The organism is Streptomyces sp. 4N124 (assembly GCF_052245395.1).
Taxonomy (GTDB): domain Bacteria; phylum Actinomycetota; class Actinomycetes; order Streptomycetales; family Streptomycetaceae; genus Streptomyces.
Genome location: NZ_JBQQBS010000061.1, coordinates 15,230 through 33,216 on the forward strand (window position 1 = coordinate 15,230; position 17,987 = coordinate 33,216).

Genomic DNA, 17,987 nt, shown 5'->3' on the forward strand with positions numbered 1-17,987 from the left:
CGTAGTTCCGTAATCTCGGGAGAGTGGAACTGGAACAACGCGTTGCCGACCTCGAACGCCGGCTGGCGGCCCTGGAAGCCGCCGACCGGCCCGCTCCTGGCCTCGGCGAGGGCGACTTCTGGGCCCTGGAAGGGCTGAAGGAGCAGCTCAGCGAGGTGGGAGCGGCCGATGGCGGCGTCCTGTTCACCGGTGCGGTACGGCTGCCGACGGGGGAGCAGTACGCGTGGCAGCGCGGCACGTTGACCGAAGGGCTGCTCGACGGCGACTGGACCGACGTGGCCGAGGTGTTCGCGGCGCTCGGTCACCCGGTGCGGCTGCGGCTGCTCCGCGAGATCCTCGGCGGTCGCCGCACCGCGGCCGAACTCACCGAGCTGGACGAGGTCGGCACGACCGGCCAGATCTACCACCACCTGCGCCAACTGACCGGCGCGGGCTGGCTGCACACCACCGGGCGGGGGCGATACGAGGTGCCGCCGGGGCGCGTCGTACCGCTGCTCGTGGCGCTGTCGACGGCCCGGCCGTAAGACCGACGGTCAAGGGGATCAAGGGGGAACGATGTCTGCACGCAAGCTCGCCATGCACGTCTACCGTGGCCTGGTCCTGGCCTTCGTCGGCCTGGTGACCGCCCACGTCCTGTTCGACTTCGGCTATCCGAGGTGGTGGAACTTCCTGCCGTTGGTCCTGGCCTACGGCCTCGTCACCGTGGTGAACCGGTCGGGTGGCGGAGCCCGGGACGACAAGCGGGTGATCCGGGAGGCCGTAGAGGTCGCCCCGCCCGTCACCGGCCGCTGGTCCGCGCTGAACAGCCCCGCCGACCGCACCCCGAGCCACGGCGTCCATGGCTACGGCCAGACGTTCGCGATCGATGTCATCGCCGAGCCCGAGCCGGGCGCCCGCCCCGGCTTCCGGGCGCTGTGGCCGATCGCCCGCCGCAGCACGGACTTCCCGGCGTTCGGCGCGGCGATCCTGGCGGTCGCCGACGCCACAGTCGTACGGGCGCAGGACCAGCAGCGCGATCACCTGAGCCGTACGTCCTGGCCGGCGCTGCTGTACCTGATGCTCCTCGAGGGCTCGGTACGCGACCTGTTCGGATTCGGCCGCGTCTTCGGCAACCACGTCGTCCTGGACCTCGGCAACGGCACATTCGCCGCATACGCCCACCTGCGGCGCGACTCCCTCACCGTCCGCGAGGGCGACCGGGTGCGTGCCGGCCAACTGCTCGCCCGCTGCGGGAACTCCGGCAACTCCAGTGAGCCGCACCTCCACTTCCAGCTGATGGACGGCCCCGACCCGGACACCGCCCGCGGCATCCCCTTCCGCTGGTACGGCATCGGCGTGCCCCGCAACCGGGAGATCTTCGAGGCGCCCGCAGCCGCGGACTCCCACGCCTAGGCTGATCTCCATGCCACCGGCCAAGAAGCGCACCCGTACATACGACCCGGCCAAGATCCGCACCGCCGTCCTGGCCCAGCTCGGGAACGTACGGGAGGCCGTCCGCACCCTCACCCCCGAGCAGTTGGCGGTGCCCACGCGGCTCGGCGACTGGACCGTACGGGATCTGGTCGCGCACATCGGCATGGCCCTGGGGGCCGTCGTCCGGCTGCTCGACGAGCCCGAGCCGGCCAGGCAGGACGGCGCGCTGCTCGACTGGCCGTCCGCGATCGGGGCCGATGCCGCGGACATCGGTGCCTACGCCCATGAGCTCGCCGAGCGGAATCCGGATCTCGACGCCCATCTCGCCGACCTGGAGCGGAACTTCATCGCCCATCTCGACGAAAACCCCGGCACTCGGCTGCTCCCCACCAGCGCGGGCGCCCTGACGCTGGCCGACTACCTCGTCACCCGCACCGTGGAACTCGTCGTCCACACCGACGACCTGAACGCCGCCGTACCCGGCCTGGACATCCCGTACGACCGCCAGGCCCTCGCCGCGTGCACCCGCCTCCTCGCCGACGCGCTCGCCGCCAAGGCGCCCGGCGGCTCGACGGAGGTGCGGATCCCGCCGTACGCCGTGGTGCAGTGCGTGGAGGGGCCGAGGCATACACGCGGTACGCCGCCCAACGTCGTCGAGACCGACCCGCTCACCTGGATCCGGCTCGCGACCGGGCGGGTGCAGTGGAAGGATGCCGTCCATGACGCCAAGGTCAGCGCCAGCGGGGAGCGGGCCGATCTCGGGCCGTTGCTGCCGCTGCTTCGCTGACGGACGGGCACATGACAACAGAGTCATAACGGGGCCGAACCCATCGCCCGTCCCGCGCGTCAAAGAGCCATGAAGCGGACGACGAAGAACATGACGTACGCCGCCGCGGCCCTGGCCGGCACGGCCGTCCTGGCCGCCTGCGGCACGGAGTCCGGCAGCGGCGCGGTCGGCGAGGGCGACACCAAGGACATCTCGACCATCGCGGACACCTCCTGGCTGCCCCAGAGCGTGACCGTCGACGGCAAGAAGTACGATCTGCCCAAGGGCGACTCCTTCGAGCTCGAGGACGCCCACATCACCTTCAAGCCCGGCGCGGCCGAGCCCGACGTCGGCGGGGGCGAGTCCGGCGGCACGGTGGGCTGCAACCACTTCGGTGCCGACGTCGACATCAAGGGCGACACCGTGAAGGTCTCCGACCTCGCGATGACGCTGATCGGCTGCGGGGGAGCCGTCGGGGAGTTCGAGGAGAAGTTCGTCAGCGTCTTCGAGGGCAACCTCAAGGCCGCCATGCAAGAGCGCGACGGCACCAAGACCCTCACTCTGACCAGGGGCAACGGCGACCACATCACCCTCCGCGAGGGCACCGCCAAGACCGCCCCCGCACTCAAGGGCACCCGGTGGACGATCGACACCCTGCTGTCGGGGAAGAGCGACGACTCGACCGCCGCGTCCCTGCCCGCCGAGGCGAAGGCCCACCTCACCCTCACCAAGAACAACACCGTCACTGGCAGCCTCGGCTGCAACACCTTCAACGCCAAGGCCACCGTCAAGGACGGCACCATCGAGATCGGTCCTCTCGCGACCACCCGCATGGTGTGCTCGGGGCCGGTCATGAAGACCGAGCGGGAACTCACCGAAATCCTCTCCGGCAAGGTCTCCTACCAGCAGAAACACAAGTCCCTGACGATCAACGCGGCCTCCGGCGAGGGCCTCGTGGCACGGGCGAAGTAAGCAAGCCCACTCTTCACGAATTCGGACCAGTGGTCGATCTCGCCTACACTCGGTGGCGTGCCACGTGGTGACGGTCGACTCAATCATGATCTGCTCCCCGGTGAGAAAGGCCCCCAGGACGCTTGCGGCGTCTTCGGTGTCTGGGCTCCGGGCGAAGAGGTCGCCAAGCTCACTTACTTCGGGCTCTACGCCCTCCAGCATCGGGGCCAGGAATCCGCGGGAATCGCGGTCAGCAACGGCTCCCAGATCCTCGTCTTCAAGGACATGGGCCTGGTCTCCCAGGTCTTCGACGAGACCTCGCTCGGTTCGCTCCAGGGTCATATCGCGGTCGGTCACGCCCGCTACTCGACCACCGGCGCTTCCGTGTGGGAGAACGCCCAGCCGACGTTCCGCGCCACAGCGCACGGCTCCATCGCGCTCGGCCACAACGGCAACCTGGTCAACACGGCCCAGCTCGCCGAGATGGTCGCCGACCTGCCCAAGCAGGAAGGCCGCACCCCGCGCGTCGCGGCCACCAACGACACCGACCTGCTCACGGCGCTGCTCGCCGCCCAGGTCGACGAGGACGGCAAGCCGCTGACCATCGAGGAGGCCGCCCACTCGGTCCTCCCGCAGGTGCTCGGCGCCTTCTCCCTCGTCTTCATGGACGAGAACACGCTCTACGCCGCCCGCGACCCGCAGGGCATCCGCCCGCTGGTCCTCGGCCGCCTGGAGCGCGGCTGGGTCGTCGCCTCCGAGTCCGCCGCCCTCGACATCTGCGGCGCCGCCTACGTCCGTGAGATCGAGCCCGGCGAGTTCGTCGCCATCGACGAGAACGGCCTGCGAACGTCCCGATTCGCGGAAGCGAAGCCCAAGGGCTGTGTCTTCGAGTACGTCTACCTCGCCCGCCCGGACACCGACATCGCCGGCCGGAACGTGTACCTCAGCCGGGTCGAGATGGGCCGCCGCCTCGCGAAGGAAGCGCCCGTCGACGCCGACCTCGTCATAGCGACCCCGGAGTCCGGCACCCCGGCCGCCATCGGCTACGCGGAAGCCTCCGGCATCCCCTTCGGTGCGGGTCTCGTGAAGAACGCCTACGTCGGCCGTACGTTCATCCAGCCCTCCCAGACGATCCGCCAGCTCGGCATCCGGCTGAAGCTGAATCCGCTGAAGGAAGTCATCAAGGGCAAGCGCCTGGTCGTCGTCGACGACTCCATCGTGCGCGGCAACACCCAGCGGGCTCTGGTCCGCATGCTCCGCGAGGCGGGCGCCGCCGAGGTCCACATCCGGATCTCCTCGCCACCCGTGAAGTGGCCCTGCTTCTTCGGCATCGACTTCGCCACCCGCGCCGAGCTCATCGCCAACGGCATGACCATCGACGAGATCGGCACCTCCCTCGGCGCCGACTCCCTGGCGTACATCTCCCTCGACGGCATGATCGAGGCGACCACCATCGCCAAGCCGAACCTCTGCCGCGCCTGCTTCGACGGCGAGTACCCGATGGAGCTCCCGGACCCCGAGCTGCTCGGCAAGCAGCTCCTGGAGACCGAGCTGGCCGCAGGGCCCGCCGCCACGGCCGCGGCCGACGCGATCCGTCGCCCGTAAGCCACGCAGAAACCAACCCGAAAGATCCCAGGCAATGTCTGAGACTCATGCTGCTTCCTACGCGGCTGCCGGCGTCGACATCGAAGCGGGCGACCGCGCGGTCGAGCTGATGAAGGAGTGGGTGAAGAAGACGCAGCGCCCCGAGGTCCTCGGCGGCCTCGGCGGTTTCGCCGGCCTCTTCGACGCCTCCGCCCTCAAGCGCTACGAGCGTCCGCTGCTCGCGTCCGCCACCGACGGCGTCGGCACCAAGGTCGACATCGCGCGCCAGATGGGCGTCTACGACACCATCGGCCACGACCTGGTCGCCATGGTGATGGACGACATCGTGGTGTGCGGCGCCGAGCCGCTGTTCATGACCGACTACATCTGCGTCGGCAAGGTCCACCCCGAGCGGGTGGCCGCCATCGTGAAGGGCATCGCCGAGGGCTGCGTGCTCGCCGGTACCGCTCTGGTCGGCGGCGAGACCGCCGAGCACCCCGGTCTGCTCGGCCCGGACGACTTCGATGTCGCCGGCGCCGGCACCGGCGTGGTGGAGGCCGACCGGCTGCTCGGCCCGGATCGTATCCGTACGGGTGACACGGTGATCGCCATGGCGTCCTCCGGCCTTCACTCGAACGGGTACTCGCTCGTACGCCATGTCCTGCTGGAGCGCGCGGGCATGGCGCTGGACACCCAGGTCGCCGAGTTCGGCCGCACCCTCGGCGAGGAGCTGCTGGAGCCCACCAAGATCTACTCGCTGGACTGCCTGGCGCTGACCCGGACGACGGATGTGCACGCGTTCAGCCATGTCACCGGCGGTGGACTGGCGGCCAACCTCGCCCGCGTCATCCCGGACGACCTGCACGCGATCGTCGACCGCTCCACCTGGACCCCGGCCCCGGTGTTCGACCTCGTCGGCAGGACCGGTGACGTCGAGCTGCTGGAGCTGGAGAAGACCCTCAACATGGGCGTCGGCATGATCGCGATCGTCCCGGAGGAAGCGTCGGACGTGGCCCTGGCGACCCTGGCCGACCGCGGTGTGGAGGCATGGGTGGCCGGCGAGATCACGGACCGCGGCGACCATGCCACGGGTGCGGAGCTGGTCGGCACGTACTCCGGTTAACTGCGCTCCGGCCGACGCCTGCGAAGGCAGCGCAAAACCCGGTCCGACGGGTAACCGCTCAGGACCGGGTCAGGCACTGCTGGACAGTCGTCAAGCGCCGCGGCGTTGTTGCGACGTGGGACCGGACTCGTCGTCCTCTTCGTCCTCGTCGTTGTTGTAGAGATCCGCGTACTGCGCGTACGGGTCGTCGTCGTCTTCGTCGTCCTCGAACGGCTCGCCGTTCGGCGGCTGGTTCGAAGTCGAAGCGCCCAGCTCGCTGGCCAGACGCGACAGGTCAGTCCCGCCGCTGTTGTACTTCAGCTGGCGGGCGACCTTCGTCTGCTTGGCCTTGGCCCGGCCGCGCCCCATGGCTCGACCCCCTCGGTGACGGGGCTCGACGGCCCCAGAGTCTCGACACGCGTTCATGATCTGGAACGGACTCTCCGTGGAGAGGCCGGTCCGTAGGGCTTCCACGGTACCTGAGCCCGCGCCCATACGGTACGTCGCCCGCAGCAGCCGCGTGTGCACAGGACCTTTGAGGCGCCCTGTCCTCGCTGGTCAACCGCGATTTTAACCACTTCCTGGCGGTCGACCCGCCGATGGAAGTGAGAGTTCTCTCTAAGTGCCCACCGACGGGTACCGGCCAAACCTCCCGGACCGGCCCGGGCCCACTCAGCGTCCGCGCGCCGCCGCCGCCTCGTGCATCCGCTGCTCGGCGATCCGGTCGGCCGCCGCGGCCGGCGGAATGCCGTCCGCCTTCGCTCGTGCGAATATCGCCAGCGTGGTGTCGTAGATCTGCGCCGCCTTCGCCTTGCACCGCTCGAAGTCGAAGCCGTGCAGCTCGTCGGCGACCTGGATGACACCGCCCGCGTTCACCACATAGTCGGGCGCGTACAGGATGTGGCGGTCGGCCAGGTCCTTCTCGACGCCCGGGTGGGCCAGCTGGTTGTTGGCGGCCCCGCACACGATCTCGGCGGTGAGCACCGGCACGGTGTCGTCGTTGAGCGCGCCGCCCAGCGCGCAGGGGGCGTAGATGCCGAGCCCGTCGACGCGGATCAGCGCCTCGGTGTCCGGGACGGCCAGCACGGTGTCGTACCGATCGGTCATCTGCCGTACGGCCTCCTCGCGCACGTCGGTCACGAAGACCTCGGCGCCCTCCGCGACCAGGTGCTCCACCAGGTGGCGGCCGACCTTGCCGACGCCCGCGATGCCGATGCGCCTGGCCCGCAGCGAGGGGTCGCCCCACAGATGCTGGGCGCTGGCCCGCATGCCCTGGTAGACGCCGTACGCGGTGAGGACGGAGGAGTCGCCGGCGCCGCCGTTCTCGGGCGAGCGGCCGGTGGTCCAGGGGCATGCGCGGTGGACGACGTCCATGTCGGCGACGTATGTGCCGACGTCGCACGCGGTGACGTACCGGCCGCCGAGCGAGGCCACGAAACGCCCGTAGGCGAGCAGCAGTTCCTCGGTCTTGTCGCGCTCAGGGTCACCGATGATCACGGCCTTGCCGCCGCCGTGGTCGAGCCCGGCCATGGCGTTCTTGTACGACATCCCGCGCGAGAGGTTGAGCGCGTCGGCGACGGCCTCCTCCTCGCTGGCGTACGGGTAGAAGCGCGTACCGCCGAGCGCGGGGCCCAGGGCGGTGGAGTGGATGGCGATGACGGCCTTGAGGCCGCTGGCTCGGTCCTGGCAGAGCACGACTTGCTCATGACCCCCCTGGTCCGAATGGAACAGGGTGTGCAGGACGCCGTCGGTTACGTCGGTCACGGTGGTGACTCCTGGGTAAGTAGCGGCGGTTGGGACGAGCTCCCGTAAGGGTGGCGGGGGCAGCTAGCACGAGATTAGAGCCTGTACGCCCCGCCGACCGCGACGTGCTCAGGATCACCTACTCCCGGAGTACGCCCGTGCGACGATTTGCATAGTTTTCCCGCACGTTTGTGAGCGGGTTTCGCAGGTTTTCCTGGCAGACGGCGGGGGAGGGAGCAGGCGTGCCCAAGGTGTCCTCGCTGATCGTCCCGTACGCGACCTATCTGCGTGTGTACGAACCGCTGGCCGCCTTCCCGGAGCGGGAGCGCGACCACTGGACGCGGTACGCCCGGCGCCCCGACCGTCCCACGTACCAGGACGAACTCCGCCGCGCGCTGGCCGACTTGCTGCCCACGCCGCCCGTCCCGGTGCCGGTGCACGAGAGCCGCGACGCCTTCGTGCTGGAGGTCGACGGGGTGGTCTGTGTCTGCCCCTGGCGCACCCGGCTGCGCGGTTGGCAGGCGCTCGGTGATCTCGCCGAGGAGTTGCCGCCGCCCGTCCTGGACGCGGTCCTGCCGCCCGTCGTACGGCGCCAGGCGGCCCAGGACTACGAGCGCTGGCTGGCCCGCAACCCCGATGCCCGGCCGTGGATCCGCACCTCGACCTGGCAGGTGCCGCTGCACTGGTTCGTGCTGGTCGCCGACGAGGAGCGGCGCTTCGACAAGGGCTCCGGCGAGGTTCCGCCGATGCTGCGCTACCGGACGCCGATGGTGCAGGCCCGGCGGCGGGTGGCGCGGGCGCTCAGGACCCTGAAGGACACCATCGACGAGGGGCCGCTGATCGACGGCCTGCTGGACGTGGGGCGCTGGCTGGAGGAGTTCCATCCGCGCTCGCTGGTCGAGCTGGACTACGGCGGCCTGGTGCACACCCTGCCGCCCGGTGAGCTGGAGGACGACCACTCGGCCGCCGACGTGGCCGAGGGGATCGCGGCGCTGCGGCAGGGGGACGGCGAGGCGGCGGGCGAGGCGTACGGCCGGCTCGTGGAGCGGTGGCGGTCGGTGCGGGACCGGCGGTCCGCGAACTGACTTACGGAGTTTGATCGTCGTTCGCCGATATGACGCCTGACCTGCGGTCGGGGAACTGACGTTTGACCTGACGCCCGTTTTGGGGTTTCGTCCTCGTCCTGAGGTTCCTGAGGTTTCGTCAACATGGGGCGTTGGTCCCGATCCGGGCTTATGTCTCAAGCGTGACGGACCGCACGTACGCGGCCCTTGCCTCCCTTGCCCCTCCTCATGTCAAAATAGGACAAGGAGTCCGGGGAGGACTCCGTCCGTCCTACTGTGTTCCACTGTGGGCGGAATCTCTGTATTGCCTGCTTTGGGGGGTCTTGTGACTCCTGATCGTCCTGTGACTGATCGTCACAGCGGCGTGACTGTCCGCTATGGCATGGTCCATCGGCTTCCGTCGCCGATGAACACCTGGGGGGCAATTCCATCGGTTTGGCCGACGCGGCTGGACAGATGGTGTAGTTGTAGTGCCGAGGACAAGCCGTTCGTCCTATAACCGACTCGACCCGCGTCCGCCATTTCGGGCAACGCGGGTCAAGGTGCAGAATTTAGAGGAAAGAACCGAGAAGGTTCGGTTCTCCCGAGGAGGCCGCTCATGACCGCTCGCACCCCTGATGCCGAGCCGCTGCTGACCCCGGCTGAGGTCGCCACCATGTTCCGTGTGGACCCGAAGACGGTCACGCGGTGGGCGAAGGCCGGGAAGCTTACATCGATCCGCACGCTCGGCGGGCACCGCCGCTACCGCGAGGCGGAGGTCCGTGCTCTGCTCGCGGGCATTCCGCAGCAGCGCAGCGAAGCCTGAACAACTGAATAAACCGGGCAAACCGGCTGGTCCCCCACTGGCCGAGGCGTTCGGAAACCTAGCTCCAAACGACGCGGGTTCTGCCCCAACGGAGCCCACGCCCGAGCTCCACAGAGCTTATGAAGCACATCACAGGGTGCGTCGTCGATCGCGCTGGACTCCGCCGAGTTCAGCGCGATCTTTTTTGTGCCCTGTCGCGGCTGGTCCGGCCGGCTCTGTGGGCGGCCTTGTCGGAGTCTGGGGAGGGGTGTCGGATCTCCTGTGTGCGAGCTCTGGGAGATGCCTCAGGCAGGTGCAATTGCACATATTAAATTGAACAGTTGTAGGAGCCGGGTAAGAACCGGGGTTTGAAAAACTCATCCGGTGACACCCGTCACATGCCAGGGTCCTTGTCGCCCCTGTCTCCCGTGCGCTATTGAGAGCCGCACGTTCCAGCATGCCACCGCAGGACCGCCGTTGAGCCGGGCGTTCGTCATGCGGGCGAGGGGCTTTCGTCCTCCACGGCCTCCTGCGGATCCCGGGCGGTGCGTGGGGCCGTGTCCATGGCCAGCCGCAGCAGGTGGTGGCAGATCGGGCAGTGGCGCGTCAGATGGCGATAGGAGGAGGCGGCCGCCAGATGCGCACGAAGCAACGCCCGCGTCTCATGCCTAGCCGATGCCGCCATACCCCACCTCCACAGGACCGCCCGGGGAAGCACCCTTGGTTTCTGGGTACCGAGCGATGGAGACGCCGTCAAGACGGCGTCAGGGGGGCGCCGGGAAGCAGGGCGGGAGCACAACAAAGCCCGGGTCCGAAGACCCGGGCCCTCTTGGTAGCGAGCGTTGCTGGGGTGCGTGGTGGCATGAAGAAGGCCCGTGACCTTGTTCGGCGCGGGCCTTGCTCTTCGCTGCGGTCCTGACGGGATTTGCTGTACCCGATTGCGGCTGCGCCGCGGGCGCGGCCTCCGCCTTGGCAGGGTGGTGAGCGTTGCTGGGGTGCGTGGTGGCATGAAGAAGGCCCGCGACCTTGTTCGGCACGGGCCTTGCTCTTCGCTGCGGTCCTGACGGGATTTGAACCCGCGGCCTCCACCTTGACAGGGTGGCGAGCACTCCAAACTGCTCCACAGGACCTGGTTTCGCGGCACTTGGTGGTGCGTTGTGCTGCGAGAAGAGACTGTACAGGAGGGGCGCCGCCTGGTCGAACTCACTTAGGGTGCGGGGCCGGTTACGGAGCGGCCGCGTCGATCGCCTTCACGATGCGCTTGTCGGAGACCGGGTACGCCGTGCCGAGCGCGTGGGCGAAGTAGCTGACCCGGAGCTCCTCGATCATCCAGCGGATGTCCAGGACGGAGGAGGGCACCGGCCGGCCCTGCGGCATCTGCTCCAGCAGCCACGCGTACTCGTCCCGCATCTCGTGGACCTTCTCCATGCGCGTGGTGTCCCGCTGGACGTTCGTCGGCATCTGCTGGAGCCGGCGGTCCGCGGCCACCAGGTACCGCATCAGGTCCGGCAGCCGCCGCGTCCCCGTCTCCGTCACGAAGCCCGGCTTCACGAGGCCGTCCAGCTGCGCCCGTACGTCCGCCAGGTTCGGCAGCAGCGCGGGGCTCCGTACGGCCTTCAGGCGGCGCTCACAGGCCTGCCACGCGGCGAGGACCTGCTGCACCTGCTCCACCGTACGGACCGTCGTGTCGACGATCTCGGCGCGGACCTTGTCGTACAGCTTCCGGTACGACTCCTCGTCCCAGACCGGCCCGCCGAAGTCGCCGATCAGCTTGTCCGCCGCAGCCATCGCGCAGTCGTCGAACAGGGCCTGGATTGAGCCGTGCGGATTGGCGGACAGGGCGAGCTTCTGGGCGTTCGTCAGCTTCTCGGACGCGAACTTCGCCGGGTTCACCGGGATGTTGCGGAGGATCAGCCGCCGCGTGCCCAACCACATGGCCTGCTGCTGTTCCGCCTCCGTGTCGAAGAGGCGCACGGAGACGGTGTCCCCGTCGTCGACCAGCGCCGGGTACGCCTTCACGGGCTGCCCCGCACGCCGGGTCTCGAAGACGCGGGTGAGGGAGCCGATCGTCCAGTCGGTCAGGCCCTTGCGCTCCAGGGACTCGCCGCCCTGGCGTTCGGCGGTGGCCGCCGCGGCCTGCGAGAGGGCTTTCCTCGCCTTCGGCTTCAGCTGGAGCTTCAGGGTCTCCAGATCCTTGTCCTCGGCCAGCTTGCGACGCCGCTCGTCGACGATCCGGAAGGTGATCCGGAGGTGGTCGGGGACCTTGGACCAGTCGAAGTCGTCCGTGGTGAAGGGAACGCCCACCATGCGCTTCAGCTCGCGGGCCATGGTGGTGGTGAGGGGCTCCTGGAGCGGGACCGCCGTGTCCAGGAATCGCTTCGCGAAGTTCGGCGCCGGTACGTAGTTCCGGCGGATCGGCTTCGGGAGGGAGCGGATGAGTTCGGTGACTACTTCCTCCCGCAACCCCGGAATCTGCCAGTCGAAGCCCTCGTCCGTGACCTGGTTCAGGACCTGGAGCGGGATGTGGACGGTCACGCCGTCGGCGTCCGCGCCCGGCTCGAACTGGTACGTCACCCGGAACTTCAGGTTTCCCTGCCGCCAGGAGTCCGGATAGTCGGCCTTGGTGACCGCCTCCGCGGACTCCCGGATGAGCATCTCGCGCTCGAAGTCGAGGAAGTCGGGCTGCTCATGCCGCTTGTGCTTCCACCAGGAGTCGAAGTGGGCGCCGGAGACGACGTGTTCGGGGACCTTCTGGTCGTAGAAGTCGAAGAGCGTCTCGTCGTCGACGAGGATGTTCCGGCGCCGGGCGCGATGCTCCAGCTCCTCGACCTCGCTGAGGAGCTTGCGGTTGTCGGCGAAGAACTTGTGGTGCGTGCGCCAGTCGCCCTCGACGAGCGCGTTGCGGATGAACAGCTCGCGGGACGCCTCGGGGTCGATCCGGCCGTAGTTGACCTTGCGGTCGGCGATGATCGGGACGCCGTAGAGCGTGACCTTCTCGTACGCCATCACCGCGGCCTGGTCCTTCTCCCAGTGCGGTTCGCTGTACGTCCGCTTGAGCAGGTGCTCGGCGAGGGGTTCGACCCACTCGGGCTCGATGCGGGCGTTGACGCGGGCCCAGAGGCGGCTGGTCTCCACCAGTTCGGCGGACATCACGAAGCGCGGGGGCTTCTTGAAGAGGGCGGAGCCGGGGAAGATCGCGAACTTGGCGCTCCGGGCGCCCAGATACTCGTTCTTCGCGCCGTCCTTCACGTCCTTCATGCCGATGTGGGAGAGCAGCCCCGCGAGGAGGGAGACGTGGACCCTCTGCTCGGGCGCGTCCTCCTCGTTGAGATGGATGCCCATCTGCTTGGCGACCGTTCTCAACTGCGTATAGATGTCCTGCCATTCGCGGATGCGCAGGAAGTTCAGGTACTCCTGCTTGCACATCCGGCGGAAGGACGACGAGCCGCGTTCCTTCTGCTGCTCGCGGATGTAGCGCCACAGGTTGAGATAGGCGAGGAAGTCGCTGGTCTCGTCCTTGAAGCGGGCGTGCTGCTGGTCGGCCTGCGTCTGCTTGTCGGCCGGGCGCTCGCGCGGGTCCTGGATGGACAGGGCGGCGGCTATGACCATGACCTCGCGGACACAGCCGTTCTTGTCGGCCTCCAGGACCATCCGGGCCAGCCGCGGGTCGACGGGAAGCTGGGCGAGCTTGCGGCCGGTGTCGGTGAGGCGCTTGCGCGAATCCTTCTGGGTGGGGTCCAACGCGCCCAGTTCCTGAAGGAGTTGGACGCCGTCGCGGATGTTGCGGTGGTCCGGCGGGTCGATGAAGGGGAACTTCTCGATCTCGCCGAGTCCGGCGGCGGTCATCTGCAGGATGACGGACGCGAGGTTCGTACGCAGGATCTCCGCGTCCGTGAACTCCGGGCGGGCCTCGAAGTCGTCCTCGCTGTAGAGGCGGATACAGATGCCGTCGGACGTACGGCCGCAGCGGCCCTTGCGCTGGTTGGCGCTGGCCTGGGAGATCGGCTCGATGGGGAGCCGCTGCACCTTGGTGCGATGGCTGTACCGGCTGATGCGGGCGAAGCCGGGGTCGATGACGTACTTGATGCCCGGGACGGTGAGGGAGGTCTCGGCGACGTTGGTCGCCAGAACGATCCTGCGGCCGGTGTGCGGCTGGAAGACGCGGTGCTGCTCGGCGTGAGAGAGGCGGGCGTAGAGGGGCAGCACCTCGGTGAAGCGGTACTGCTTGCGCACGAGCGCGTCGGCGGTGTCCCGGATCTCCCGCTCACCGGAGAGAAAGACGAGGATGTCGCCCTTCCCCTCCCCCTGAAGCTCCTCGACGGCGTCGATGATCGCGGTGATCTGGTCGCGGTCGGAGTCGTCGGAGTCGTCCTCGAGAAGGGGCCGGTAGCGCACCTCGACGGGGTAGGTACGCCCGCTGACCTCGATGATCGGGGCGTCACCGAAGTGCCGGGAGAAGCGCTCGGGGTCGATGGTGGCGGAGGTGATGACGACCTTGAGATCCGGCCGCTTGGGAAGCAGCTGGGCCAGATACCCGAGCAGGAAGTCGATGTTGAGGGACCGCTCGTGGGCCTCGTCGATGATGATCGTGTCGTAGGCGCGCAGCTCGCGGTCGGTCTGGATCTCGGCGAGCAGGATGCCGTCGGTCATCAGCTTGACGAAGGTGGCGTCCGGGTTGACCTGGTCGGTGAACCGCACCTTCCAGCCGACGGCCTCGCCGAGCGGGGTGTCCAGCTCTTCCGCCACTCGCTCGGCGACGGTACGCGCGGCGATCCGCCGGGGCTGCGTGTGCCCGATCATGCCGCGCACGCCCCGGCCGAGCTCCATGCAGATCTTTGGGATCTGCGTGGTCTTCCCGGACCCGGTCTCACCGGCGACGATCACGACCTGGTGGTCGCGGATGGCGTCCGCGATGTCGTCGCGCTTCTGGCTGACCGGAAGCTGCTCGGGATAGCTGACGGCGGGAACGCGGGCCCGTCGCTCGCCCATCCGCTGTTCGGCCTTGGCGACCTCGGCCTCGATCTCGGCGAGGACGGCGGCGCGGGCCTCCGGCTTGCGGATCTTGCGGGCACCTTCGAGCCGCCGGCCGAGCCGGTGCGCGTCGCGCAGCGACAGTTCGGCCAGACGGGGGGCGAGGGCGCCGAGGGCGGGGGTGCCGGGGGCGGGGTGCGTAGACATACGCGGTCCAGGATCTCATCCCGGGGAAATCGGTGGCGAACGCTTTGTTTCCGGCGGACCGGTCTCAGGGAGCTGCGCACTGCCGTGAACGGCGAAATGATCAAGGGCCCCGCTCGCTGAGCAGGGCCCTTGGGCTGTGGCTGGGGCCGGGGTCGAACCGGCGACCTATCGCTTTTCAGGCGATCGCTCGTACCAACTGAGCTACCCAGCCGCGAGGTTCCAAGAGGAACCTCAGCGGTCCTGACGGGATTTGAACCCGCGGCCTCCACCTTGACAGGGTGGCGAGCACTCCAAACTGCTCCACAGGACCAAGCGATGCGTACGACAGTGTCGCACACGGTGTTGCGTGCCCCCAACGGGATTCGAACCCGTGCTACCGCCTTGAAAGGGCGGCGTCCTAGGCCGCTAGACGATGAGGGCTATCGGCCCGCCTGGGCGCCTCTCAGCGCGTCGGGGACGTGAGAAGCATATGGGATGGCGGGAGGTATCGCCAAAACGGTTTACGGGGACGTGGTCGCGGGAGTGGGGGAGGGCGACGGAGACGGGGTCGGCGTGGGTGACGGGGCGGCTCCCGGCTGGTTCTCCTCCGGGAGGTGGCGGGCCACCTCCGCCGTCGTGAGGCCCAGGCCGCCCAGTCTGATCTCGTCCCAGGCCTGGAGGCGGCGGGTGTCGCGGTCGAAGTAGAGGATCGACGTCTCGATCGGGTCGGGGTACTTGCCCTCGATCGCCCGCAGGCCGCTGCCGCCCGTGGAGCCCTCGATGCGCAGCCGGGTGCCGAACGGCATGACCTCCATCTCGGAGTGGTGGAGGTGGCCCGCCAGGACCAGTGGCACCTGGCCGTCCGTCTCGCGGGCCGCGGACGGCTCATGGGCGACGGCCACGTCGACCGGCTCTCCGGCGGCCTTCCGGTCGCGCAGGGCGGAGGCCAGCCGGGCGCCCGCCAGTTCCTGCGACTGCTCGGCTCCGGTCTCGTTCGTGCGGTCGGGGGTGAACTGGGGGTCGCCGATGCCCGCGAAGCGCAGGCCGGCGACGGACACCACCCGGCCGTCGTCGAGGACGTGGACGTTCTTCATACGCTCCAGATAGCGCTGGGTGATCATGGAGTCGTGGTTGCCGCGGACCCAGACGTACGGGGCGCCCAGGTCCTCGATCGGGTCCAGGAAGCCGTTCTCGGCGGCGGTGCCATGGTCCATCGTGTCACCGGAGTCGACGATCACGTTCACCTTGTACTGCTCCACCAGCGAGGCGATGATCTTCCAGCTCGCCGGGTTGAGGTGGATGTCCGAGACGTGCAGGACCCGGATCGTGGTCGGGTCGGGCTGGTAGGCCGGGAGCGTGGACGTGGCGTCGTACAGCTTCGTCACGTTGGTGACGAGGCGTGCCAACTCCTTCTGGTAGACGTCGAATTCGGTGACGATGCTGCGTGCGTCGCCGACCAGGGAGGGTGCGGAGGAGAGCAGGCCGGAGAACTTGGGCTCAAGGACCGAGTTCGGGTTCCAGGTGGCGAAGGCCGTGCCGCCGGACGCGGCGAGGAGGGTGAGGGCGAGGCCGCCGGCGGCGAGGGCGCGGCGGGGGCGGCGGTAGACCGCGAGGCCGAGAGCGGTGGCGCCGGAGACGACGGCGACACAGGAGCGTAGGGCGAGGTCGAGCGCGCCGCGGCCGACGTCCTCGCCGACTTCGTCCTGGAGGCCGGAGAGGCGTTCGGGGTGGTCGACGAGGGCCTGGGAGCGGACCGGGTCGAGCTGGTCGACGTTCACGTCCAGGCGGACCGGGGCGATGTGGCTGTCCAGTTGCAGTGCGCCGAGCGGCGAGACGTTGATCTTCGTGCCGCCGGCGAGTGAGGGGCGCAGGGTCATGGTGGTGTCCATGGGCCCGACGGGCACCCGGACGTTCCCGACGATCAGCAGGCCCAGCCAGGCGCCCAGCAGCACGACCGCGACCAGCCCCAGGGCGCGGCTCCAGGGGTGGGGCTGGGGGACGAGTTCGACGGCGGGGTGCGGGCGGCGGGAACGGTAGCGGCGGGCGAGCGCACGCGGTGCCCGGCGTACGCGGTTCAGGGCGGCGACGTTGGGGACGCGGGCGGCCATTGGTCCCGTATGCCCAAGTCCGGCAGCGGATATGCGGGGCGGCGGTGACTCTCATACCGTCGCCGTGACCCTCCTACGACCGTTCCGTACCGGACAATGTCCCTGTGCTGGAGATGACGCGCGAGGAGTTCGAGGAACTGGTCGCCGAGGCGCTGGACCGTATCCCGCCGGAGCTGACGCGGCTGATGGACAACGTCGCGGTGTTCGTCGAGGACGAACCGCCCGCGGACGATCCCGAGCTGCTCGGCCTGTACGAGGGGACTCCGCTGACCGATCGCGGGGAGTGGTACGCCGGGGTGCTGCCGGACCGGATCACGATCTACCGGGGGCCGACGTTGCGGATGTGCGAGTCGCGGGAGGAGGTCGTGGAGGAGACCGAGGTGACGGTGGTGCACGAGATCGCGCATCACTTCGGGATCGACGACGCCCGGCTGCACGCGCTGGGGTACGGCTGAGGCGTCGTCTGTCCAGTGTGACGCGTCACGTGTCGTCTGGCGCGTGTCCTCTTGTGGGCGGCGGGAGTTGGGCAGGTTGACTTCTTCGCCCTCCCCGGAGGTGGCTGCCCGTGCGCCCCTTGTACGTACCCGTTCGCCTGGCCGCCACGGTCGTGGCCGTCGCCGCTGCCGCCGGCTGTATGAGCGTGGGTGACGACGGGCCGGGCGGGAACTCCAAGCCGTCCCATTCCGCCGGGCAGCGAGGTGGTGAGGCGCCCGACGGGGGGTCGGCCGTGTCGGGCGGTGGCTCCGGGTACGGGGCGGCGACGGGCGGCAAGCGGGACGGGAAGGGCGGCGGGGAGAAGCGGGACGGCAAGGGCAAGGGCAAGCCGGGGAAGGAGTCCGGGCGGCCTTCGGCTTCGGCTTCCGCGCCTGGGAGCGGGGCTCCTTCGGCGCCGGTGCGTCCGGGTGGGCCCGGCGGGACGGGCGGGGCGGGCGAGCCCGTGCCGACCAAGCCGCAGCCGACGCCTACGCGGACGGTCGCGCCGGAGCCGACGCCCACGCCGCCGTCGCCGACCGCCTCGCCGGACCCGACCGTCGCCGAGCCGTCGTCGTCGGCGCATGGCGAGACGGCACCGCAGCTGGCCCAGCGGGAGCCGGCGCCGACCGCGGGGTCACCGGCGTGAGGGTGTGACCTGTCTCTCGGGGGAGCGGTTTGCCTTGGGGGCTGGTGGGTGCGTATGGTTATAGATCGTTTGAATCATTTGCCCGGCGCCATAGAAGAGCGCGCCGTGTGGCGCGTTCTCTCCCTTGCCGTGGCTGACCGCATAGAGGCGGTCGTATTGCGAAATCACGGAGTTGACGGGCGCGTGCCGACGAGA

15 protein-coding genes and 4 tRNA genes are annotated in these 17,987 nt (G+C 69.1%); 10 read left to right on the forward strand and 9 right to left on the reverse strand.

All coding sequences use genetic code 11. The features are described 5' to 3' along the window. Nucleotides 1-23: 23 nt before the first annotated feature. The 6 genes from ACTWQO_RS39935 to purM all read left to right on the forward strand — a co-directional run bounded on the left by ACTWQO_RS39935 (nucleotide 24) and on the right by purM (nucleotide 5,837). Nucleotides 24-524, forward strand: coding sequence for an ArsR/SmtB family transcription factor (locus ACTWQO_RS39935; RefSeq protein WP_443242277.1), 501 nt, complete (start codon nucleotides 24-26; stop codon nucleotides 522-524). A 31-nt stretch (nucleotides 525-555) separates the two neighbouring features. Next, complete coding sequence (locus ACTWQO_RS39940; RefSeq protein ID WP_443242278.1) at nucleotides 556-1,392, forward strand: M23 family metallopeptidase; 837 nt, start codon at nucleotides 556-558, stop codon at nucleotides 1,390-1,392. A 10-nt stretch (nucleotides 1,393-1,402) separates the two neighbouring features. Continuing rightward, the gene (locus tag ACTWQO_RS39945) at nucleotides 1,403-2,200 is read left to right on the forward strand and encodes a sterol carrier family protein (protein ID WP_443242279.1); all 798 of its coding nucleotides are present in this window, start codon (nucleotides 1,403-1,405) and stop codon (nucleotides 2,198-2,200) included. A gap of 69 nt (nucleotides 2,201-2,269) precedes the next feature. Beyond that, the gene (locus ACTWQO_RS39950; protein ID WP_443242280.1) at nucleotides 2,270-3,151 is read left to right on the forward strand and encodes an META domain-containing protein; all 882 of its coding nucleotides are present in this window, start codon (nucleotides 2,270-2,272) and stop codon (nucleotides 3,149-3,151) included. A 57-nt stretch (nucleotides 3,152-3,208) separates the two neighbouring features. Then, nucleotides 3,209-4,735, forward strand: coding sequence for an amidophosphoribosyltransferase (gene purF / locus ACTWQO_RS39955; protein ID WP_301982189.1), 1,527 nt, complete (start codon nucleotides 3,209-3,211; stop codon nucleotides 4,733-4,735). A 34-nt stretch (nucleotides 4,736-4,769) separates the two neighbouring features. Further along, nucleotides 4,770-5,837 carry a phosphoribosylformylglycinamidine cyclo-ligase gene (gene purM, locus ACTWQO_RS39960; RefSeq protein WP_443242281.1) on the forward strand — a complete coding sequence of 356 codons (1,068 nt, stop codon included), beginning with the start codon at nucleotides 4,770-4,772 and terminating at the stop codon, nucleotides 5,835-5,837. A gap of 90 nt (nucleotides 5,838-5,927) precedes the next feature. On the opposite strand, the gene ACTWQO_RS39965 is transcribed toward purM, so the two are convergent. Then, nucleotides 5,928-6,185 carry a DUF3073 domain-containing protein gene (locus tag ACTWQO_RS39965; protein WP_443242282.1) on the reverse strand — a complete coding sequence of 86 codons (258 nt, stop codon included), beginning with the start codon at nucleotides 6,183-6,185 and terminating at the stop codon, nucleotides 5,928-5,930. 303 nt (nucleotides 6,186-6,488) lie between these two features. Continuing rightward, nucleotides 6,489-7,580, reverse strand: coding sequence for a Leu/Phe/Val dehydrogenase (locus ACTWQO_RS39970; protein WP_443242283.1), 1,092 nt, complete (start codon nucleotides 7,578-7,580; stop codon nucleotides 6,489-6,491). Nucleotides 7,581-7,801: 221 nt separating this feature from the next. On the opposite strand from ACTWQO_RS39970, the gene ACTWQO_RS39975 reads away from it, so the two are divergent. Both ACTWQO_RS39975 and bldC read left to right on the forward strand, forming a co-directional pair. Beyond that, complete coding sequence (locus ACTWQO_RS39975; RefSeq protein WP_443242284.1) at nucleotides 7,802-8,644, forward strand: hypothetical protein; 843 nt, start codon at nucleotides 7,802-7,804, stop codon at nucleotides 8,642-8,644. A 577-nt stretch (nucleotides 8,645-9,221) separates the two neighbouring features. Next, nucleotides 9,222-9,428, forward strand: a complete 207-nt coding sequence (gene bldC, locus ACTWQO_RS39980; protein WP_003949541.1) for a developmental transcriptional regulator BldC — start codon at nucleotides 9,222-9,224, stop codon at nucleotides 9,426-9,428. A 472-nt stretch (nucleotides 9,429-9,900) separates the two neighbouring features. On the opposite strand, the gene ACTWQO_RS39985 is transcribed toward bldC, so the two are convergent. From ACTWQO_RS39985 to ACTWQO_RS40015, 7 genes are all read right to left on the reverse strand, one after another. Then, on the reverse strand, nucleotides 9,901-10,092 hold the full coding sequence (locus tag ACTWQO_RS39985) for a DUF6274 family protein (RefSeq protein WP_362944175.1): 192 nt from the start codon (nucleotides 10,090-10,092) through the stop codon (nucleotides 9,901-9,903). Between the two features lie 370 nt (nucleotides 10,093-10,462). Then, a tRNA-Asp gene (locus ACTWQO_RS39990) sits at nucleotides 10,463-10,537 on the reverse strand. Between the two features lie 94 nt (nucleotides 10,538-10,631). Then, nucleotides 10,632-14,585: an ATP-dependent RNA helicase HrpA gene (gene hrpA, locus ACTWQO_RS39995; RefSeq protein ID WP_443242285.1), complete on the reverse strand. Its 3,954-nt coding sequence runs from the start codon at nucleotides 14,583-14,585 to the stop codon at nucleotides 10,632-10,634. Nucleotides 14,586-14,722: 137 nt separating this feature from the next. Then, nucleotides 14,723-14,796 (reverse strand) — tRNA-Phe (locus ACTWQO_RS40000). A 24-nt stretch (nucleotides 14,797-14,820) separates the two neighbouring features. Next, nucleotides 14,821-14,895, reverse strand: a tRNA-Asp gene (locus ACTWQO_RS40005). 37 nt (nucleotides 14,896-14,932) lie between these two features. Continuing rightward, a tRNA-Glu gene (locus ACTWQO_RS40010) sits at nucleotides 14,933-15,005 on the reverse strand. An 80-nt stretch (nucleotides 15,006-15,085) separates the two neighbouring features. Continuing rightward, nucleotides 15,086-16,672 (reverse strand): metallophosphoesterase family protein, encoded by a 1,587-nt coding sequence (locus tag ACTWQO_RS40015; protein ID WP_443242286.1) that lies wholly within the window; start codon nucleotides 16,670-16,672, stop codon nucleotides 15,086-15,088. 104 nt (nucleotides 16,673-16,776) lie between these two features. Here ACTWQO_RS40015 and ACTWQO_RS40020 point away from each other — a divergent pair, with 104 nt between their 5' ends. Together ACTWQO_RS40020 and ACTWQO_RS40025 are read left to right on the forward strand one after the other, a co-directional pair. Next, entirely contained in the window at nucleotides 16,777-17,127 is a 351-nt protein-coding gene (locus tag ACTWQO_RS40020) for a metallopeptidase family protein (RefSeq protein ID WP_211362888.1), read from the forward strand. A gap of 110 nt (nucleotides 17,128-17,237) precedes the next feature. Beyond that, nucleotides 17,238-17,792, forward strand: coding sequence for a hypothetical protein (locus ACTWQO_RS40025; protein ID WP_443242287.1), 555 nt, complete (start codon nucleotides 17,238-17,240; stop codon nucleotides 17,790-17,792). Nucleotides 17,793-17,987: the final 195 nt, after the last annotated feature.

Coding starts and splice junctions, on each gene's coding strand:
- ACTWQO_RS39985 (WP_362944175.1), bottom strand. CDS start 10,092: ATGGCGGCATCGGCTAGGCATGAGACGCGGGCGTTGCTTCGTGCGCAT.
- ACTWQO_RS39940 (WP_443242278.1), top strand. CDS start 556: ATGTCTGCACGCAAGCTCGCCATGCACGTCTACCGTGGCCTGGTCCTG.
- purM (WP_443242281.1), top strand. CDS start 4,770: ATGTCTGAGACTCATGCTGCTTCCTACGCGGCTGCCGGCGTCGACATC.
- ACTWQO_RS39945 (WP_443242279.1), top strand. CDS start 1,403: ATGCCACCGGCCAAGAAGCGCACCCGTACATACGACCCGGCCAAGATC.
- bldC (WP_003949541.1), top strand. CDS start 9,222: ATGACCGCTCGCACCCCTGATGCCGAGCCGCTGCTGACCCCGGCTGAG.
- hrpA (WP_443242285.1), bottom strand. CDS start 14,585: ATGTCTACGCACCCCGCCCCCGGCACCCCCGCCCTCGGCGCCCTCGCC.
- ACTWQO_RS40015 (WP_443242286.1), bottom strand. CDS start 16,672: ATGGCCGCCCGCGTCCCCAACGTCGCCGCCCTGAACCGCGTACGCCGG.
- ACTWQO_RS39950 (WP_443242280.1), top strand. CDS start 2,270: ATGAAGCGGACGACGAAGAACATGACGTACGCCGCCGCGGCCCTGGCC.
- ACTWQO_RS39965 (WP_443242282.1), bottom strand. CDS start 6,185: ATGGGGCGCGGCCGGGCCAAGGCCAAGCAGACGAAGGTCGCCCGCCAG.